This is a genomic window from Amycolatopsis azurea DSM 43854 (assembly GCF_001995215.1).
GTDB lineage: Bacteria > Actinomycetota > Actinomycetes > Mycobacteriales > Pseudonocardiaceae > Amycolatopsis > Amycolatopsis azurea.
In genome coordinates this window covers 156,684-174,442 of record NZ_MUXN01000002.1, presented here as the reverse complement: position 1 = coordinate 174,442, position 17,759 = coordinate 156,684, and the positions used below count along the sequence as shown (strand labels likewise).

The following is a 17,759-nucleotide window of genomic DNA, read 5'->3' as shown; positions in this document are numbered from 1 at the left end:
GGGACTCAGAGTCCCTCAAGGAGGCCTTCACGGACTTGCGACTCCCCCAGGTCGGGAGAGCTCAGGCGGCCTCGTCGGCTCGGACGGCTCGTTCGGAGTGCAGCCCCAGCATTTCCAGCAGCATCCGGCAGTCCGTCGCGTCGCGGGCGTTCGCGACCACCGCTTCGGTCGCCTTGCGCAGCACCACCGCCCGCACTGTCGTCGCCCCGCCGTCGATGAGTTCCTCGGCCGGACGCAGTTCCTCGAACAGGTTCCCCATGACCCACCTCCGTGTTCCCTTTCGTTGATACCCGATCCGAGCTGAGATGGCCCCCCGCGTTCTTGCTGTTCCGGCGGCGGTAACGTCGATTTCTCCCTAGACTGGCGTCACAAGAACGACCGGACGGAGCAGGACCTGACCACCGAGTTGCGCGGGGAGATCGTGATCCTGACCCCGGTCACCGAAGCCCACGTCCAGGAACTGCGCCGGATCCGCGGCACGGCGGGGGTCAGAGCGCGCTGGGGTTCGGTCGAAGACTCCCCCACCTGGCCGTTCGACGATCCCTCGACGGCCCACTTCACCGTGCTGGAGGAGGGCGTCGTCCGCGGCTTCGTGCAGTACGGCGAAGAGGACGACCCGATGTACCGGCACGCGTCGGTGGACCTCTTCCTCGACCCGGCGGAGCACGGCAGGGGCCTGGGCACGGACACCGTCCGCACGATGGCGCGCCACCTCCTGCACGATCGCGGGCATCACCGGCTGGTGATCGACCCCGCCGCGGACAACCACGCCGCCATCCGCTGCTACAAAGCCGTCGGTTTCCGCGAGGTCGGGGTGATGCGCGGCTACGAACGCGACACCGAGGGCGACGGCTGGCACGACGGGCTGCTGATGGACTTGCTCGCCGAAGACCTCACGTAGCGCGTCAACGCGACTCCGAGCAGTACGACCGCCATCCCGGCGAGCACACGCGGGCCGAGTTCCTCGCCGAGCACGACCGCGCCCAGCGCGACCGAGACGACCGGCAGCAGATAGCCGACGGTCGCCGCGGAGGTCGCGCCTTCGTCGGCGATGAGCCGGTAGTTGAGGTAGAAGGTGACGCCGGTGCCGAAGATCCCGAGGACGACGACGGCGATCACCGCGGTCACGTTCAGCGGCCCGGCGGGCGCCGCGTCGAACGGCAGCGCGAGCGCGCTCAGTCCGGTGGCGGTCAGCAGCTGCGCGGCGGAGATCGCGATCGGCCCGCCCTGGCCGACGAGTTTCCGGCCCATGTAAGCGAAGGCGACGGCGTAACTGAGGCCGGCGCCGAGCAGGGCCAGCGTCCCCCAGCCGAGCAGGCCGCTCTTCTGCCAGGGCGCGAAGATCAGCAGGATGCCGGCGAACCCGAGCACCAGCCCGCCCACCCGGAGAGCGGTGATCCGGCGTTCGGTGCCGATCGACAGGCCGATCAGCAACGACCACAGCGGGGTCGTCGCGTTCATCACGCCCGCGACACCGGAGTCGACGGTCAGTTCACCGATGCTGAACAACGCGAACGGCAAGGCGTTGCAGAAGAAGGCGGCGACGAGGAGCCTGCCCCAGATCCGGCGGCCACGCGGCAGGCGTTGCCCGGCCCGGCGGCTCAGCACGAGAAGGACGGCCGCGCCGAGGGCGCAGCGGATGACGGTCACCTGAACGGGCGGCAGCCCGGTCAGCGCAAGCTTGATCCACAGGAACCCCGATCCCCACAACAGGGCGAGAACGCCCATCCGGACCAAGGTTCCCGGCGCGCCGATGTTCACTTCGTTCCTTTCGCCGGGCAGCTCGATACCTCTCCAAGCTGCCTCGGGCGACTCGTCAGGACAAGTGAAAAGATCTACACCGACGTTAAGCGGACCTACATGTTCCGAAAGGTCCCGGTCGTGACCGCCGGAGCCGACGGCCACGACCGGTTTCCGAGGAGATCAGTACTCGCCGGGTTGTTCGCAAGCGGAACAGGGCCTGCTCACATTTCGCGGTCGCGCATGATCCACCTCCCTTTCGACCGGCGCTCCGGTGGGGGACGGGCGCGTTCTCGCACAGTTTGGGGGCTCTGTTCACGCCTCCGCACACCCAGTGGCCGTGTTGTGACCCAGGTAATGGGAAGGTTGTGGCACGATCTGCCGCGGTGCGGGAAGAAAGGTGCTTCTGGTGACCGAGAATTCCGGTTCGGCCGGATCCGGGGAGACCGGGAAAGCACGCTCGGAACCGAGGCCTGTTTCGACGGCGGCGCTGGCGTTCGGGCGCGCGTTGCGGCAGCGGCGGCAGGCCAAGGGCCTGGCGTTGCGCGAGCTCCAGAAACTGGCCTATGTCGACAAAAGTCTGATCAGCCGGGTCGAACGCGGCCTCACCCCGCCGAGCGCGGAATTCGCCGAATCCTGCGATCGCGCGCTGGAGGCGGGCGGGACGCTGATCGTCCTCGCCGAGGCCGCCCGCGCGGAACCGTACGTTCACCTTCCCCCACCACCGAGCCATTTCGTCGGCCGCGAGGAGCACTTCGCCCTGCTCGACGAAAAAGTGTTCACCGGACAGGCCGAAGTGGTGTTCGTGGCGGGACCGCCCGGGGTAGGGAAGACCGCGCTCGTGCTGAAGTGGGCCAATCGGCGGCAAGAGGAGTTCGACGGCGTCCTCTGGTCGGATCTGCGCGGTTACGCGGCGGGCTCCCCCGCGCAGCCCGCCGACATCCTCGACGACCTTCTCCGCTGCGTCGGCGTCCGTCCCGACCGTGTCCCCGCCGAGGAGCACATGCGGCTCGCGCTCCTGCGCGGGCTGTTGCGCGGCCAGCGCACGCTCGTCGTGCTGGACAACGCCCTCGACTCGCACCAGGTGCGGCCGGTGCTGCCCGGAACCCCGGACACCACCGTGCTGATCACCAGCAGGCGGCGACTCTCCGGGCTCGTCATCGGCAGCGGCGCGGTCCAGGTTTCGTTGGAACCACTGGAAGATCTCGAAGCGACACGGCTCATGGCCGAACTCATCGGCGACGACCGCGCGGCGGGCGACCCCGAAGGCGTCGGCAGGCTCGTCCGGTTGTGCGCGGCGCTGCCGCTGGCGGTGAACATCGCCGCCGAACGGGTCGCCACGCATCCGCATCAGAGTGTCGGCGACCTCGCCCGCGAACTCGTCGCCGAGGGACGGCGCCTGGAACTGCTCGCGGTCGACGACGACGCCGTCGGGGTCCGGGCCGCCTTCAGCTGGTCCTACCGCGCGCTGGAGGCGGACACCGCACGCATGTTCCGGCTGCTCGGCCTCCACCCCGGCCCGCGTTTCCCCGCGGGCGCGGCGGCCGCGCTCACCGGACTGCCCGAACACGACGCGCGCCGGCTGCTCGACAAACTCGTCCAGGCGCACCTCGTCCAGCAGGTCGGCGCCCAGTACTACCGGTTCCACGATCTGCTCCGCGTCTACGCTGCCGAGGAGGCCACCGCCGAGCAATGGCGGGACGAGCGGCAGGCGGCGGTTTCCCGGCTGACCCAGTGGTATCTCTACGGCGCCAACGCGGCGAGCTGGACGCTGACCCCGGCCCGCGACCACCACATCGACCTGGGTCCTGCGCCTGAAGGCGTCGAGCCGCTCCGGTTCGCCACGTTCGACGAGGCCTACATCTGGTGCGCGTCGGAGATGCCGAGCATCACCGGTGTCGCCCGGCTGGCACTGGATCACGGGCTGTACGAGACCGCCTGGCGGCTGCCGGTCGAGCTGTTCGACTACCACCTGCTCGGCAGGCCGTGGCAGACGTGGATCTCCAGTCACGAGGTCGCGATCGAAGCCGCGAAGGCGGGCGGCGACCTCGGCGGGCTCGCGTGGTCGGCGATCAACCTCGCCGAGGCGCACCGGCGACGCGGCGATCTCGACCGCGCGCACGAACTGTTCGGCCAGGCCGTCGAGATCTCGAAGGAGATCGGCGAGAACCCGAGCCTCGGCTGGGCTCTGGTGGGGCTCGGGAACATCGCGCACGAACGCGAGGACTACCACGAGGCGGTCCGGCTCGTCGAAGAGAGCGTCGCGGTGAACACGCGGATCGGGTACCAGCTCGGCGAAGCGACCGCGCGGGTCCACCTCGGCCGCGCCTACCGCGATTTCGGCGAACGGGACCTCGCCCTCGAACACGGTCTTCGCGCTTACGAGGCCTACGCGAAGGACGCCGACCAGCACGGCATGGGCTTCGCGCTGGTGCCGCTGGCCAGGACCTGCCGCCGGTTCGGCGACACGGAGCAGGCGCTCGGGTACTGCGAGCGGGCGCTGACCGCGTACCGGAACTGCGGCGACGTCTGGGGACAGGCCGACGCGCTCGACGAACGCGGCTGCGCGCTGTCCGCGCGAGGGCACCCCGAAGAGGCCATGACGGCTTGGCGTGACGCGCTCCAGCTCGTCATGGATCTCGACGACCGCAAGGCGAACGTGTTGCGCGGCCGCATCGAAGGCGCTGTCTAGAGCCGCACCGGGAGGTTGTGCAGACCGCGGGTGATCGCGCTCGGCCACCACACGAGCCGGTCCTCGGGCACGGTCAGCGTCATCGACGGCGCGCGGTCGAACAACGTCTCCAAGGCCGCCGAAGCCTGCATCCGGGCGAGCGCGGCGCCGATGCAGATGTGCGGGCCCACCCCGAAGGCCACGTGCCGCACCGGCCGTTCGCCCGGCCGGAAAGCGAGCGGCTCCGGATGGACCTCCGGATCGCGATTGGCCGACAGCAACGACAACAGGATCGGGTCGCCCGCCTCCATCCGCTGCCCGGCGAGTTCCATCGGCTCGGTGACGAACCGCCAGCTGGTGTTCTGCAACGGGGTGTCGCGGCGCAGGACCTCCTCGATGACGAGCGTCAGATGCGAGCCGTCGGCGCGGGCGCGGGCCGCCTCCTCCGGATGCGTGATGAGGGTCAGCGCGGTGGACGCGATGAGGCTGATCGTCGTCTCGTGCCCGGCGATCAGGGAGAGGAACGCCGTCGCGGCGACCTCGTCGTCGGTCAGCCTGCCGTCGGCCTCCTGGGCGAGCAGGTCGCTGATCAGGTCCGCACCGGGTTCGGCGCGTTTGCGCGCGACGACGTCGGCGAGCAGCGCGTCCAGGTCGTCGGTCGCCTTGAGCATGGACGCCATGTCGGTGACGTCGCCGGCGGCGACCACCAGCGCGGGCGGGCGGACCTCGTCCAGCAGGCTGCCGGGTATGCCGATCAGCTCGCAGATCGACCGGATCCCCAGCGGGTACGCGAAATCCTCGACGAGGTCGCCCTCGCCCCGGTCCAGGATCGGGTCCAGCAGTTCGTTCGCGAGCTGATGCGTGCGGTCCCGCATGTGCTGCAACCGGCGCGGGCCGAACGCGCCGGCACAGGCCTTACGCAGCCGAGCGTGCTCCTCGCCCTCGAAGTTGTTCATATGCCCGATGAGCGTCTGCCGGTGGTCGGCGGGCAGACCGAGATTGGCCTTGCGCCAGTGGTCCGCGGCGACCGACGGGCATTTGGACAACCGGGGGTCGGCCATCGCGGAAACGACGTCCGCGTGCCGGGTCAGCAGCCAGGTCCAGGTGTCGCCGGGCAGCGGAAGCCGGAACGCCGGGGCATTCGCACGAAGCCATTCGTAGGCAGGAGAGGGATTCCTGTCGAATTCCGGACCGAACATCACGGGGACCGCGGCGGCGTCGTGTGCGGCATCAGGCATACGGGTCACCCTGCCAGCTGGTGGCGGCGTCTGATCCGGCGAACGCCGGTATTGGCCTGTCTCACGCGATCGTCAACGCGGTCCCCCTGTCACCCCCTTGCGGTGACCCAGCAAGATCGAAGCGGGTGCGGTGCGTGACGAAGGAGGTGGACCCCGTCAGCGAGTTCGGCAAGCACGACCGTGACGCGGTTCCTGAGCGGCCGCCCGGTTCTCTCCGGGGTTTCGCCGACACCGTCGGCCTCGCCTCCGCCCGCGTCTGGCGGCTGCGTGGCCGCGCCTGGAACACCCTGCGGCATCCGGCGGGGTGGGAACTGTGGCGACTGCCGCCCGCGGCGGTCCTCTGGATGCTCGGCACCGAGATCGCGGTCGCGGTCTGGGCCCTGTACAGCGGCTTCAAGGCCACCGTCACGACCACGGACCTCGTCCGCTTCGGCGTGATCACGGCCTGCGCGATCTGGTACCTCGTCCAGACCCAGCATCCCGAGGAGCAGCGCCGCGCCGACGACCGGCGGGGCGAGCACATCGACCAGACCGCCGTCTGGCTGGGCGGCGCGGCCGTCCTCCTGCCGCCCGCCCTGTCGCTGACGCTGCTGCTGATGGTGCGCGTGCAGCGCTACTCCATCGCGCACAAGGCGATGACGACGTTCCTGTTCACGACCGCCGCGCACGCCGCCTCCATCCTCGGCGTGCACGCGATCACCGAACTGACGTCGCTGCACACCTGGCTCGAATCCGGGACGCTCCCCCAGCGGGCCGGCGAAATCGCGGTCGCCGCCGTCGCGCTGGTGGGCGCCGCGCTCTGGTACTTCGCGTCGCAAACGCTCCTGATCAGCATCGCGCGCGGCCTGGCCTGGGGCGGCTGGCGGCGGCAGAAGCTGATCGGCAGCTGGGCCGACAACGCGGACTTCGTCTACGCGCTGCAGCTCGCCGCGTGCACGACGATCCTCGGCGCGGTCAACATCGCGCTGGTGCCGCTCGTGATGATCGGGGTCGCGCTGCGCTCGACCCGGCTCTCGCAAGCGTTGGCGGACACGATCGCGCGCAGCCAGCGCGACCGGAAGACCGGGCTGCTGACCGAGGACTCGTTCCACGCCCCGGCCGCCTTGCGGCTGCTCGAAGACCAGACCGACCGGCGGCCGACCGCGTTCCTGATGCTGGATCTCGACCACTTCAAGCAGTGGAACGACAAGTACGGGCATTCCGGCGGCGACATCGTGCTCGGCTGCGTCAGCGCCGTGCTCCGGCAGAACACCCGCGCCACGGACGTCGTCGGGCGGTGGGGCGGCGAGGAGTTCTCGGTCCTGCTGCCGGACACCACCCGCGAGGAGGCGATGCGGATCGCCGAGCGGATCCGGGAAGCCGTCGCGAAGACCGCGATCACCGGCCTGACGGAACTCGCCAGCGGCCACGCCACGAACGAACCCCGCGCGGTGGGACCCATCCACGGCTGCACGGTGTCGATCGGCGTCGGGCTCTCGCCCGAGCACTCCACGGACTACGGCGAGCTCTTCCGCGCGGCGGACACGGCCATGTACCAAGCGAAGCGGACCGGGCGGAACCGGGTCGTCGTCGCGACTTCCGCCGTTCCTCCCTCGCCGCGGGCACCGATGTCACCGTTGAGCCGGGCTGGGGACTCACGCCGCGACTGACGCGTTCAGTCCTCTGATGCCTTCGCCGACGTGGGCCGGCCCCCTGCCCCAGGACTCGCGGACGTGTCGCGAAAGCCTCTTTCGGGACACCGGACGTCGCGAAAGGCTTTCGCGACACCGGCGTGCGCGCCCCAAGCACCGATGTCACGTATGGGACCCGACCGGTCCCATACGTGACATTCCGGAGCACCTCGGGGGACCCGCGTCAGCGGCGGGTCACGAGGCGGGTCTCGAGCAGGTCGTCGACCACCCGGGTCTCGACACCGGCCCGCCGCTCGAACGCGGAACCGCGCAACGGCCACAGCGCGACCAGCACGATCCCCAGTGCGGCCAGGGCGGCCAGCACCAGCGCGGCGACGAACTGGGCGGCGCCGTCGGTCGCCGTGCTCAGCACCGCGAACCCGACCAGCACGATCGCGGTGGGCAGCACCGCGGCCAGCGCCACCAGCGCGGCGGGCGTGCGGCGCAGGTCGCGGCGCCGGGTGGTCAGCCAGGCGGCGACGAGGCAGGCGAACGACGCCCCCAGCAGGCAGGCGCCCGCCGTGTCGCTCAGCCGGTGCCAGCCCAGCGCGATGGTCGACGACGCGACCCAGGCGACCGCGACGCCGCCGATCCCGATGATCGCCGGACGGAACCGTTGAGGCAGAACGAAAGCGAGTGCCATCAGGATCGCCATCGCGGCGCTGACGTGCCCGCTCGGGAAGCTGTTGTGGCCCGGTCCGTAGCCGGCGTCGGGCAGGTCGGGGCGTTCGAGGACGTACAGCTTGAGCAGCTGCGCGACGACGAGCGGAAGCACGAGGACGCTCAGCGCCGGGACGAGAAGACCGGGTTTGCGGCGGATCAGCGCCAAGCCGACCAGCACGATCCCGGCGGAGCCGATCACGAGCACCATGTCCTGGTCCCGCAGCGGCCCGGCCCAGTCCATTGTGGACCACTGGCCGGACTGCGCGCTGCGGACGACGCCGTTCTCCGCGAGCTGACCGGCCGACGTGTGCACGAAGAGCACGAACGTCACGATGAACGCGACGGCAAGTCCGAGTCCGGTGGCCAGCTGGAAAACGGCCCTGGACAGGGTGCGCCTGGTCTCGGCGTGGCGCCCGGGCAGCGGTCGGTGGACGGGGGTCGGGTTCGCTTCGGGGGTGAGGACGGCCATGGGTCCCACTGTCCCCACGCCGTTTCGCCGGAAGGTCCGGACAATGTCATGGTTCTGCTACAAGATCGGGCCGAGTCGCACAGGCGCTGCGATATCCGAATAATGGCGGCGTGGCAAGTGTCCTTTTGATCGAAGACGACGCGTCCGTCCGGGAGGGACTGGAACTCGCGCTGCGCCGGCAGGCGCACACCGTCCACACCGCCGAAAGCGGTGAGCTCGGGCTGGAGAAACTCCGGGTGTTCCAGCCTGACATCGTCGTGCTGGACCTGATGCTGCCCGGCATCGACGGCTTCGAGACCTGCCGCCGCATCCGCTCTGCGGGCGAGGTGCCGATCATCATGCTCACCGCCCGCAGCGACGACTTCGACATCGTGGCCGGGCTGGAGGCGGGCGCCGACGACTACGTGACCAAGCCGATCGAACCGCGCGTGCTCGACGCCCGGATCCGGGCGGTGCTGCGGCGCGCGGTGAGCGAGAAGCCCGCGAGCGAGAACGACCCGGCCGTCGAGCGGCACGGCCGCCTGATCATCGACCGGGCCGGGCTGGTGGTCACGAAGAACGGCCAGCCGGTCTCGCTCACCCCGACCGAGCTGAAACTGCTGCTGGAGCTGTCGCGCACGCCCGGCCAGGTCTACAGCCGCCAGCAGATCCTCTCCGCCGTCTGGGATCACGACTACCTCGGCGACTCCCGGCTGGTCGACGCCTGTGTCCAGCGGCTGCGCGCGAAGATCGAAGACGTCCCCGCGAAACCAGACCACATCCAGACCGTCCGGGGCTTCGGATACCGGTTCGGCCGTTCATGAGGCTGCTCTCCGGGCTGCGGCCCCGGCTCATCCTGGCCTTCGCGGCGATGACGATCATCGGGGCGGCGGCCGCGGCGGGAGCCAGTTACGTCTCGGCCCGCAACGCGATCCTCGAAGCGGTCCAGAACGCGGCGATGAACCAGCTGAAGGACCGGGTCAGCACCTACGGCCGTCCGCTGTCCACGCCGCCGACCCAGGAGCAGCTCAACGACTTCGCGGGCAGCCTGCGGTTGACCGCCGTCGCGGTCTACCGGAACCTGCGGTCGGTCAACGGCCCGGATCTGTCCGTGTTCTCGCCCGAACTGCGGCAGACCGTCGCGAGCGACACCCGGATCCAATTCCAGCGGGTGGACCGTGAAACCGGTCCCGAACTTCTGGTCGGCCTGCCGGTGCTGGCGCGGCAGCCGGACGGGTCGATGGGGGCCAGCGGCGTCGAGGTGTACTCGCTCACCTCGCTCGTCCAGCAGCAACAGGCCATCGACGAACTGGCGAAGTCCGCCTGGCAGATGGCCGCGCTCGCCCTGCCGCTGGCCGCCGCGCTCGCCCTGCTCGCGGCGAGACAGGTGCTGCGGCCGGTCCGCGCGCTCAACACCGCCGCCGCCCAGCTCGGCGAAGGCAGGCTCGACGTCCGGCTGCCCGCCAAGGGATCCGACGAGCTGGCCGAACTGGTCACCACCTTCAACAACACCGCCGCCGAACTGGAGCGCACGGTCGGCGAGCTGAGAGCCATGGAGGCCGACGCCCGCCGGTTCGTCGCCGACGTCTCGCACGAACTCCGCACGCCGCTCGCGGCGATGAACGCGGTCACCGACGTCCTGGACGAGGACGCGGAGGCACTCCCGCCGGACACGGCCGTCGCGGCCCGGCTGGTCTCGGGTGAGACCCGCAGGCTGACGCGGCTCGTGCAGGATCTGGTCGAGATCTCCCGGTTCGACGCGGGCCGCGCCGAACTCGTGCTTGACGAATGGGATCTCGCGACGGCGATCCGGGACAGTCTCGACGCCCGCGGCTGGCGCGACGGCGAAGACCTGACCGTCGACCTGCCGGAAGGCGTACTCGCCCGCGTCGACCGGCGACGGCTGGACCTGATCGTGGCCAACCTCGTCGGCAACGCGTTCCGGCACGGTGAGGGCCCGGTCGCAGTCCGGCTGCGCGCCGACGGCGACGGCGTCACGCTGGAGGTCGACGATCACGGGCCCGGGATCGATCCCGCGGTCCTGCCGCATGTGTTCGACCGGTTCACCAAGGCCGACACCGCCCGGGCCCGGTCCGAAGGCAGCGGGCTGGGGCTGGCGATCGCGCTGGAGAACGCCCGTCTGCACGGCGGCGACATCACGGCCGCCAACACCGGGAACGGAGCCCGGTTCGTGCTGCGCCTGCCGCACCGCACCGAAGGGGGGACGCGATGAGGAAGACCCGGATCCTGCCCGTCCTCGCGGCCGCGGCCCTGGTGACGGCCTGCGGCGTGCAGCCGACCGGCGTCGTCCCGGCCGGGCCGGGACCGTCGATCCACAACACCGGGGGGAGGCAGCTTCTCGGCGGCCTGACGCTGTACTTCGTCTCCGACGGCCGCGTCATCCCGGTGACCAGGCCCACCGAAGGCTACGTCTCCCCCGAAGGCGCGATCAGGATGCTGTTGAAGGGGCCGACGGAACGGGAAGCCGCGCAGGGACTCACCACGTTCGTTCCCGTGGGATTGGACAAGGTCGCGGTGTACCCGGGCGACCCGTCAAGCCTCTCGCTGCCGTTCTCGGTGCGCAAACTGTCCGACCAGGCCATCAATCAGCTGGTCTGTACCGTGATCGCGGCTTCGACGAGCACCGGACAGGCTCCGCGCTCCCCCGGGGTGAACGTGATCTCGCCCTACGACGACGTGCTCTTCCAGTCCTGCAAAGCGGACTGATTTCGTCACTCACAGTGCTCACATAAAAGCACTTCTTGTACCTGTACGGACGTGAGCTCCTTTTGGTTCACGGATCAAGGTAACTGTGGGCGAACACACTCGGGCGTGACATTGCCGTGTCCTTTTCGTAATGTTGCCCGGAGCTCGCGGCCCCCGACGCGAGTTCCCGTCCCCGAAGTGGTGAGTGATCAGAGAAATGGCCGGCAGACATCGCAAAACCAAGGCTCCGCAATGGAAGCTCCCCGCGGGTATCGCGGCAGCGGTCGCCACGGCGCTCCCGGCGTCGATGTGGCTGACCACCGCAGGTACCCCTGACGTCGAAGCGGCCAGCGCGGCGCTCGCGGTGAAGGCTCCCCCGGTCTCCAGCGTGACTCCCCCGCCGTCGACCAGCAGCACCCCGCCCTCCAGCTCGACGACGACCCCGCCCCCCTCGACCTCCTCGGCTCCCCCGAAGCCGACGACGTCGACCAAGGCCCCCGCCCCGGTGAAGACGACCGTGCCCGCCGCGACGGCGTGTTCGACCAGCCTCGCCGGCACCAAGCCGCACGTCGCCCAGGTCGGCAACCACGTGAAGGCGAAGTTCGGCGTCAAGACCGTCGGCGGCGTCGCCGGCCGCGCGAACGCCAGCGACCACCCCTCCGGCCTCGCGCTGGACTTCATGGTGGACACCGCCACCGGCAACGCGATCGCCGACTACATCCTGGCCAACCAGAAGGACTTCGGCGTCACCTACGTCATCTGGCGCCAGCGCTACAACGACGGCAGCGGCTGGGACACCATGGAGGACCGCGGCGGCGCGACCGCCAACCACATGGACCACGTGCACGTTTCCTTCGCCAAGAGCGCGAAGGTCAGCGTCAGCTGCTGACGACGCTTTCTAACGACGGCCCCAAGGCAGGCGTGTCGTGCCCGCCTGCGTACCGGCTCCGGATGTTGCGAAAGTGGCTTTCACAACCTTCACCGTTGTGAAAGCCACTTTCGCAACACCATCTCCCCGTCTTGACCGCGCCGGGTCGAGGGGTCGTGACTGGCAGGCCTGTTCCCTTGAGAGTTATTGAGGGATAGGGCAAGGGTGGCGAGTTCGTGGTGCAGGTCAGCGGTCCTGCGTGATGTTCGTGCCAGGACGTCGACTGTGTGGGTTTTGGTGCGTTGGATGACCAGAAATCCACACAGTCCCTGCGTGACCGGTCCGGTCACGACGTTCAGACGGGGCGAAGGCGTGGTCTCGGTGGCCCGGCGGATCGCTAGCGACGCCGGGCGGACCGTTCGCCGGGCTGGACGACAGGTCGCCCCACGACCTCTTCCACGCCTTTGACGGCGAGCCGGTCCGCTCGCTCGTTCTCCGGGTGCCCGGCGTGCCCCTTCACCCAGTGCCATTCGACGTCGTGCTGTGATGCGGCTTCGTCGAGACGGCGCCACAGGTCGGCGTTCTTGACCGGCGTCTTGGCCGAGGTCATCCAGCCGTTGTTCTTCCAGTTCCGCACCCAGCTGGTGATGCCGTTCCGGACGTACGTGCTGTCGGTGTAGATGTCCACCGTGACCCGGCGTTTGAGGCTTTCCAGCGCCTCGATGGGCGCGGTCAGCTCCATCCGGTTGTTCGTGGTCGGACCAGGATCCCCGCCGTAGATCTCCTTCTCGACGTCGCCGTACCGCAGCACCGCGCCCCAGCCGCCGGGGCCGGGATTGCCGCTGCACGCGCCATCGGTGTAGATCTCGACTTCCGCCACCCGGACACCTTAATGAACGGGGTCAGTCCGGCAGCAGCGGCACCCACGGCTCCTCGACCTGCCCGAGATGCACCGCCCGGGTGATGGACTTCGATCCGAAGCGGTCCCGAACGGTGTCGAGCGTCGCGTCGAGCGCGTCCCTTGGCTTGGCGTCGAACGGCAGAGCCAGCTGGATCGCGTCGTCTTTCGTCAGGTTCGTGAGAGCGAGGCCGATCAGGGTGAGCCCGCGTTCGTCGATCAGCGGTCTCGCCGCGGCGAGCAGGTCGCGGGCCGCGGCGACGATCGCGCCGGTCTGCTCGGTCGCCTCCAGCAGGGTGTGCGAGCGGGTCACCTTGGCGAAGTCGGCGAACCGCATCCGCAGCACCACGGTCCGGCACACCCGGTGCGCCGCGCGCAGCCTCCGGGCCAGGCGATCGGCCAGGGTCAGCAGTGTCGCGTCGAGTTCGGCGGGGGTACGCGGTCTGCTGCCGAGCGCGCGCTGCGCCCCGATCGACCGGCGACGGCGGCCGGTCTGCACCCGCCGCGGGTCGTCGTTGTGGGCGAGGGCGTGCAGGTGGACGCCAACGCCGCGACCGAGCATCCGGATGAGTTCCTTCTCGCCGAACCCCTCCATCTGCCCGACCGTCGTCACCCCGCGCTCGCGCAGCTTCTGCGCGGTCACCTTGCCGACGCCCCACAGCCGCTCGACCGGTAGCGGGTGCAGGAACTCCATCTCCTTGTCATGCGGCACGACGAGCAGTCCGTCGGGTTTCGCGACACCGCTGGCCACCTTCGCGAGGAATTTCGTCCTGGCGACGCCGACGGTGATCGGCAGGCCGACCTGCTCCAGGACGTCCTTTCGCAGTTTCGCGGCGATCCGGCTCGGCGTGCCCGCGATCTTCAGCAACCCACCGACGTCGAGGAAGGCCTCGTCGATCGAGATGCCCTCCACCAGCGGCGTCGTGTTGCCAAAGACCTCGAAGACCGCCTTGCTCGCCTCCGAGTACGCGCGCATCCGGGGCGGGACGACGATCGCGTTCGGGCACAATCGCCGCGCCTGGCCGCCGCCCATCGCCGTGCGGACGCCGTACGCCTTGGCCTCGTAGCTGGCCGCCAGGACGACACCTCCGCCGACGATGACCGGCCGCCCGCGCAGGCTCGGGTCGTCCCGCTGCTCGACCGACGCGTAGAACGAGTCCAGGTCGGCGTGCAGGATGGGACCCTCGGTCGTCATAGAACATATGTTCGCATCAAACGGCGGAACGACCAAGCTTCCGGCTCAGTCGAACGGCGGCCCCGAGTGGGAAACCCGGTGCTTGAAGACCTCCCCGGTCAGGATCTCGGCGGAATACGTCGGCCTCGGCGAGATCGCGCGCCACGCGTTCAGCACTTCCTCCGACTCCCAGTATTCGAAGATGTTCACCCTGCCCGCCTCGAGCGTGTCGGCCGAGATCACCACGTCGAGACACCCGGGGTGGGCCCGCGCCTTCTCGACGATCACCTGATGGCCCGCCACGTACTCGTCCCGCTCCTCGGGGTCGACGTACACCTTCCCCGCGACGATCACTGTCATCCCGTACTCCTTTCGTTCGGTCGCCTTACTGAACCGTCGAACGGGCGCGACGGAAAACGACACGCGTGCGGACGAAATCCGTCACCGATCGCCCGCCGGTGAAGCACCAGATCGCGATCACCGGGTCGCAGATCGCGCAGCCGAACGAGGAATGCTCCGCGAACGGGATGATCGGGGCGCCCTTGAGGTGGTGCACGACGTCCCAGCCGGTGTGCAGCAGCCAGGCGATGCCGATGAACGTCCAGGACTCCAGGCCCCGGTACGCCACGTAGGTGACGACGGCGGTGAACGCGAACTCCCAGATCCCGAGTCCGCCGCCGCTCAGGTACGCGGCGCCGGCGCCCGCCACCATGACGGCGTTGAAGCGGCGGCGGTGCGGCTCGTGGATCAGCGACATCAGCACGACGTAGACGAGGCCGACCAGAATCGGCGCGATGATCATCATGGCTCGACGCTAGAACCGGACGAAGCCCGCTCCCAGTGGCGTGAATGACGTCTTCCAACGGGATCTCGCCATCGGGCGGGTAGGTTGCGGTCATGCACACCGTCGCCGTCCTCGCGCTGGACAAGGTGATCCCGTTCGACCTCTCGACGCCGATCGAGGTCTTCGCCAGGACCAGGCTCGCCGACGGAAACGCGGGCTATCGGGTGATCGTCTGCGCCGAGCATCCGGAGATCGACGCCGGGCACTTCACCCTGCGCGCGCCGTGGGGGCTGGACGCGCTCCGCGAGGCCGGCACGATCATCGTCCCGGGTACCTCCGACCCGGCCGGGCCGTTACCGGAAGCCGTCCGCGACGCGCTCACCTCGGCCGCCGCGAAGGGCACGCGGATCGCCTCGATCTGTTCCGGCACCTTCATCCTCGCCGCCGCGGGCCTTCTCGACGGCCTCCGCGCCACCACGCACTGGATAGCCGCCGAAGCGCTGGCCGCCGCCTATCCGGAGATCGACGTCGACCCGGACGTGCTCTACGTCGACAACGGGCAGATCCTCACGTCGGCCGGCGCCGCCGCGGGCATGGACCTGTGCCTGCACCTGATCCGCCGCGACCACGGCGCCGCGATCGCCGCCGACGCCGCCCGCCTTTCGGTGATGGCGCTGGAACGCGAAGGCGGCCAGGCGCAGTTCATCGCGTTGCGGCATCCGCCCGCTCCCCGCGGCGCGGCGCTGGAACCCACTTTGCTCTGGATGCAGGAGAACCTCGCGCGCGACCTCAGCCTGGCCGACATCGCCGCCCGCGCCGGGATGAGCACCCGCACGCTCATCCGGCACTTCCGCGAACAGACCGGGACGACCCCGTTGCAGTGGCTGCACCGGACGCGGATCCGGCAGGCGCAGCATCTGCTGGAGACCACCCAGTACGCCGTCGAACGCATCGGCACCGAAGTCGGTTTCGGTTCGCCCACCTCGTTCCGCGACCGGTTCAAGCGCACGACCGGCGTCAGCCCGGTCACCTATCGACGCGCTTTCCGTTGACCGGGAACACCTCTTGCCGGTGACCGGGCGTCCCGGCGACGATGGCCGTACACATCACCGAGCACGTCTTCTCCCGCCGTAGGGGACGTCGTCAGGAGGCAAGCTCGTGCTGGGCAAGAAGCTGGGCGTCCTAGTGGCCCTCGTACTCGTTCTCACCGGACTGACACCCGCGAACGCCGAGGTGCGGCATCCTCGCCAGGACTGGCTGCGCGCCTCGAGCGCGGGCCTGTTCCTGCACTGGGGAATGCGCACGTCGCCGGGCTACACCAGTTGCGGCGACTGGGAAAAGGCCGTCACCGACGGCGGATGGAACGCGAAGTACTGGATCGACGAGGCGAAGAAACTGCACGCGCAGTACATCGTCCTGGCGTCGTTCCACAGCAGGCTCGGCTACGCCAGGGCGTGGCCGAGCGCGATTCCCGGAAGTTGTTCCACCACAAGGGATTTCCTCGGCGAGCTGATCGCCGCGGGCAAGGCGGGCGGGGTCAAGGTCATCAACTACCTGACCGACGATCCCCAGTGGTACAACGAAGGTCTCGGTTCGGGCAAGAGCTGGCTGAACTCGTCCGCGTATTCGAAGTACAAGGGCAAGCAGGTCGACCTGCACACCCGCGACGGCTTCGGCGAGTTCGGCTACGACAACTTCGTCGAGATCATGCGGCGCTATCCCGATCTCGCCGGGTTCTGGATCGACAACGACAACGCGTACTGGGAGCGCAACGGCCTCTACGAACGCGTCCGCCGGGAGCGGCCGGACTACCTGCTGAGCAACAACAACGAAGACACCCCGATCATGGACACGATCAGCAACGAGCAGAAAACCGGAATGACCCCGGCCTACGACTACCCGCAGGCGGTCTACACCGCCGCGCCGCGGCTGATCGAGGCGTGCTTCAAGCTCCCCACGTCCGGTGCGTGGTGGTACAGCGGCTCGAACTCGGCGGTCGACCACAAGCTCACTCTCGGCCGGTACCTGGCCAACAAGGGCTCGGACGTCAAGGCGCTGATGGCCGAAACCGCCATGGTGAACGGGCGGTTCCCGTCGAACCAGGAGGCGTTCAACGACTTCGCCGCCGGGTACTTCGACAAGATCTGGCCGTCCATCGAAGGCACCCACGGCGGCGGCTACGACCACGGCGGGTTCGCGCCCGGCTTCTGGAACGACGGCGCGCACGGCGTCACGACGGTGTCCAAAACCGACCCGGACAAGCATTATCTCCATGTGCTCACCCGCCCATCCGGAAGTACGCTTTCCTTGCGCGACAACGGGTACAAGGTCAAACGGGTGACGAACCAGCGCACCGGCGCGGTGGTCGCGCACAGCCAGTCCGGTGGCAAGCTGACCTTGTCGGGCATCTCGTCGTGGGACCAGTACGACACCGTGTTCACGGTGGAGACCAGCGGACGCGAGGGCGCCTATCCGCCGTCGTCCTACACGATGAGCGCCAGCGCTTCGGGGAGCGGGCATCCGGCGCAGGCCGCGGCGGACGGCGACTACTCGACGTACTGGGACGCGACGTCCGCGCGGCCGGTGTCGTTGCGCTTCGATCTCGGGACGCCGAAGCGGATCCAGTACGTCGGGATCAACCAGCGTGAGGACTCGACCACCTACCCGGCGACGAATTCGGCGCGGATCAAGAACTACCGGGTGTACGTCAGCGCGGACGGGAAGAACTGGGGTTCGCCGGTGAAGACCGGCTCGCTGCCGAACCACCGGGGCGTGCAGTTCATCGACCTGCCCATGACGACGGCGCGGCATGTGCGGGTGGAGAAGGTCGACGGCCAGGGCGTCGACCGGCTGCGGGTGGACGAGGCCTGGATCGGCTCGGCCTATCCGGCGGGCTGAC

The 17,759-nt window shown here is 69.3% G+C and carries 17 protein-coding genes; 9 read left to right on the top strand and 8 right to left on the bottom strand.

What is annotated here, in order from left to right; all coding sequences use genetic code 11:
• Nucleotides 1-61: 61 nt before the first annotated feature.
• Complete coding sequence (locus B0293_RS03115) at nucleotides 62-259, bottom strand: hypothetical protein (RefSeq protein WP_005163950.1); 198 nt, start codon at nucleotides 257-259, stop codon at nucleotides 62-64.
• Between the two features lie 135 nt (nucleotides 260-394).
• Between B0293_RS03115 and B0293_RS03110 the strand changes: the two genes are divergently transcribed.
• Nucleotides 395-901: a GNAT family N-acetyltransferase gene (locus B0293_RS03110; protein ID WP_063936659.1), complete on the top strand. Its 507-nt coding sequence runs from the start codon at nucleotides 395-397 to the stop codon at nucleotides 899-901.
• Here the strand turns inward: B0293_RS03110 and B0293_RS03105 are convergent.
• Nucleotides 826-1,761, bottom strand: coding sequence for a DMT family transporter (locus B0293_RS03105; protein ID WP_005163951.1), 936 nt, complete (start codon nucleotides 1,759-1,761; stop codon nucleotides 826-828). The two genes, B0293_RS03110 and B0293_RS03105, sit on opposite strands and share 76 nt — an antisense overlap.
• Nucleotides 1,762-2,149: 388 nt before the next feature.
• Between B0293_RS03105 and B0293_RS03095 the strand changes: the two genes are divergently transcribed.
• A complete protein-coding gene (locus B0293_RS03095; RefSeq protein WP_245192038.1) occupies nucleotides 2,150-4,432 on the top strand; it encodes an ATP-binding protein in 2,283 nt (760 codons plus the stop codon).
• Here the strand turns inward: B0293_RS03095 and B0293_RS03090 are convergent.
• Nucleotides 4,429-5,649 carry a cytochrome P450 family protein gene (locus B0293_RS03090; RefSeq protein WP_005163957.1) on the bottom strand — a complete coding sequence of 407 codons (1,221 nt, stop codon included), beginning with the start codon at nucleotides 5,647-5,649 and terminating at the stop codon, nucleotides 4,429-4,431. The genes B0293_RS03095 and B0293_RS03090 overlap by 4 nt on opposite strands.
• A gap of 134 nt (nucleotides 5,650-5,783) precedes the next feature.
• Between B0293_RS03090 and B0293_RS03085 the strand changes: the two genes are divergently transcribed.
• Nucleotides 5,784-7,298: a GGDEF domain-containing protein gene (locus B0293_RS03085; RefSeq protein ID WP_005163959.1), complete on the top strand. Its 1,515-nt coding sequence runs from the start codon at nucleotides 5,784-5,786 to the stop codon at nucleotides 7,296-7,298.
• A gap of 205 nt (nucleotides 7,299-7,503) precedes the next feature.
• Here the strand turns inward: B0293_RS03085 and B0293_RS03080 are convergent, their stop codons facing one another.
• Entirely contained in the window at nucleotides 7,504-8,451 is a 948-nt protein-coding gene (locus B0293_RS03080) for a phosphatase PAP2 family protein (protein ID WP_005163961.1), read from the bottom strand.
• 110 nt (nucleotides 8,452-8,561) lie between these two features.
• On the opposite strand from B0293_RS03080, the gene B0293_RS03075 reads away from it, so the two are divergent.
• The 4 genes from B0293_RS03075 to B0293_RS44105 all read left to right on the top strand — a co-directional run bounded on the left by B0293_RS03075 (nucleotide 8,562) and on the right by B0293_RS44105 (nucleotide 12,025).
• Nucleotides 8,562-9,254: a response regulator transcription factor gene (locus tag B0293_RS03075; RefSeq protein ID WP_039919199.1), complete on the top strand. Its 693-nt coding sequence runs from the start codon at nucleotides 8,562-8,564 to the stop codon at nucleotides 9,252-9,254.
• The gene (locus B0293_RS03070) at nucleotides 9,251-10,663 is read left to right on the top strand and encodes a sensor histidine kinase (RefSeq protein ID WP_005163965.1); all 1,413 of its coding nucleotides are present in this window, start codon (nucleotides 9,251-9,253) and stop codon (nucleotides 10,661-10,663) included. The genes B0293_RS03075 and B0293_RS03070 overlap by 4 nt, the downstream gene beginning before the upstream one ends.
• Nucleotides 10,660-11,157 (top strand): hypothetical protein, encoded by a 498-nt coding sequence (locus B0293_RS03065; RefSeq protein ID WP_005163967.1) that lies wholly within the window; start codon nucleotides 10,660-10,662, stop codon nucleotides 11,155-11,157. The genes B0293_RS03070 and B0293_RS03065 overlap by 4 nt, the downstream gene beginning before the upstream one ends.
• Before the next feature lie 196 nt (nucleotides 11,158-11,353).
• Nucleotides 11,354-12,025: a hypothetical protein gene (locus B0293_RS44105; RefSeq protein ID WP_005163969.1), complete on the top strand. Its 672-nt coding sequence runs from the start codon at nucleotides 11,354-11,356 to the stop codon at nucleotides 12,023-12,025.
• 376 nt (nucleotides 12,026-12,401) lie between these two features.
• Here the strand turns inward: B0293_RS44105 and rnhA are convergent, their stop codons facing one another.
• The 4 genes from rnhA to B0293_RS03040 are packed head-to-tail and all read right to left on the bottom strand — an operon-like array spanning nucleotide 12,402 to nucleotide 14,881.
• On the bottom strand, nucleotides 12,402-12,884 hold the full coding sequence (gene rnhA / locus B0293_RS03055) for a ribonuclease HI (RefSeq protein ID WP_005163971.1): 483 nt from the start codon (nucleotides 12,882-12,884) through the stop codon (nucleotides 12,402-12,404).
• A gap of 22 nt (nucleotides 12,885-12,906) precedes the next feature.
• On the bottom strand, nucleotides 12,907-14,097 hold the full coding sequence (dinB, locus tag B0293_RS03050) for a DNA polymerase IV (protein ID WP_005163972.1): 1,191 nt from the start codon (nucleotides 14,095-14,097) through the stop codon (nucleotides 12,907-12,909).
• A 45-nt stretch (nucleotides 14,098-14,142) separates the two neighbouring features.
• Complete coding sequence (locus tag B0293_RS03045) at nucleotides 14,143-14,436, bottom strand: putative quinol monooxygenase (protein WP_005163974.1); 294 nt, start codon at nucleotides 14,434-14,436, stop codon at nucleotides 14,143-14,145.
• A gap of 25 nt (nucleotides 14,437-14,461) precedes the next feature.
• A complete protein-coding gene (locus tag B0293_RS03040) occupies nucleotides 14,462-14,881 on the bottom strand; it encodes a DUF6010 family protein (protein WP_039919201.1) in 420 nt (139 codons plus the stop codon).
• Between the two features lie 92 nt (nucleotides 14,882-14,973).
• On the opposite strand from B0293_RS03040, the gene B0293_RS03035 reads away from it, so the two are divergent.
• Nucleotides 14,974-15,912 (top strand): GlxA family transcriptional regulator, encoded by a 939-nt coding sequence (locus B0293_RS03035; protein WP_005163977.1) that lies wholly within the window; start codon nucleotides 14,974-14,976, stop codon nucleotides 15,910-15,912.
• Between the two features lie 106 nt (nucleotides 15,913-16,018).
• Entirely contained in the window at nucleotides 16,019-17,758 is a 1,740-nt protein-coding gene (locus tag B0293_RS03030; protein WP_005163979.1) for a discoidin domain-containing protein, read from the top strand.
• Nucleotide 17,759: the final 1 nt, after the last annotated feature.

Coding starts and splice junctions, on each gene's coding strand:
- B0293_RS03115 (WP_005163950.1), bottom strand. CDS start 259: ATGGGGAACCTGTTCGAGGAACTGCGTCCGGCCGAGGAACTCATCGAC.
- B0293_RS03090 (WP_005163957.1), bottom strand. CDS start 5,649: ATGCCTGATGCCGCACACGACGCCGCCGCGGTCCCCGTGATGTTCGGT.
- B0293_RS03080 (WP_005163961.1), bottom strand. CDS start 8,451: ATGGCCGTCCTCACCCCCGAAGCGAACCCGACCCCCGTCCACCGACCG.
- B0293_RS03070 (WP_005163965.1), top strand. CDS start 9,251: ATGAGGCTGCTCTCCGGGCTGCGGCCCCGGCTCATCCTGGCCTTCGCG.
- B0293_RS03065 (WP_005163967.1), top strand. CDS start 10,660: ATGAGGAAGACCCGGATCCTGCCCGTCCTCGCGGCCGCGGCCCTGGTG.
- B0293_RS44105 (WP_005163969.1), top strand. CDS start 11,354: ATGGCCGGCAGACATCGCAAAACCAAGGCTCCGCAATGGAAGCTCCCC.
- dinB (WP_005163972.1), bottom strand. CDS start 14,097: ATGACGACCGAGGGTCCCATCCTGCACGCCGACCTGGACTCGTTCTAC.
- B0293_RS03045 (WP_005163974.1), bottom strand. CDS start 14,436: ATGACAGTGATCGTCGCGGGGAAGGTGTACGTCGACCCCGAGGAGCGG.
- B0293_RS03040 (WP_039919201.1), bottom strand. CDS start 14,881: ATGATGATCATCGCGCCGATTCTGGTCGGCCTCGTCTACGTCGTGCTG.
- B0293_RS03035 (WP_005163977.1), top strand. CDS start 14,974: ATGCACACCGTCGCCGTCCTCGCGCTGGACAAGGTGATCCCGTTCGAC.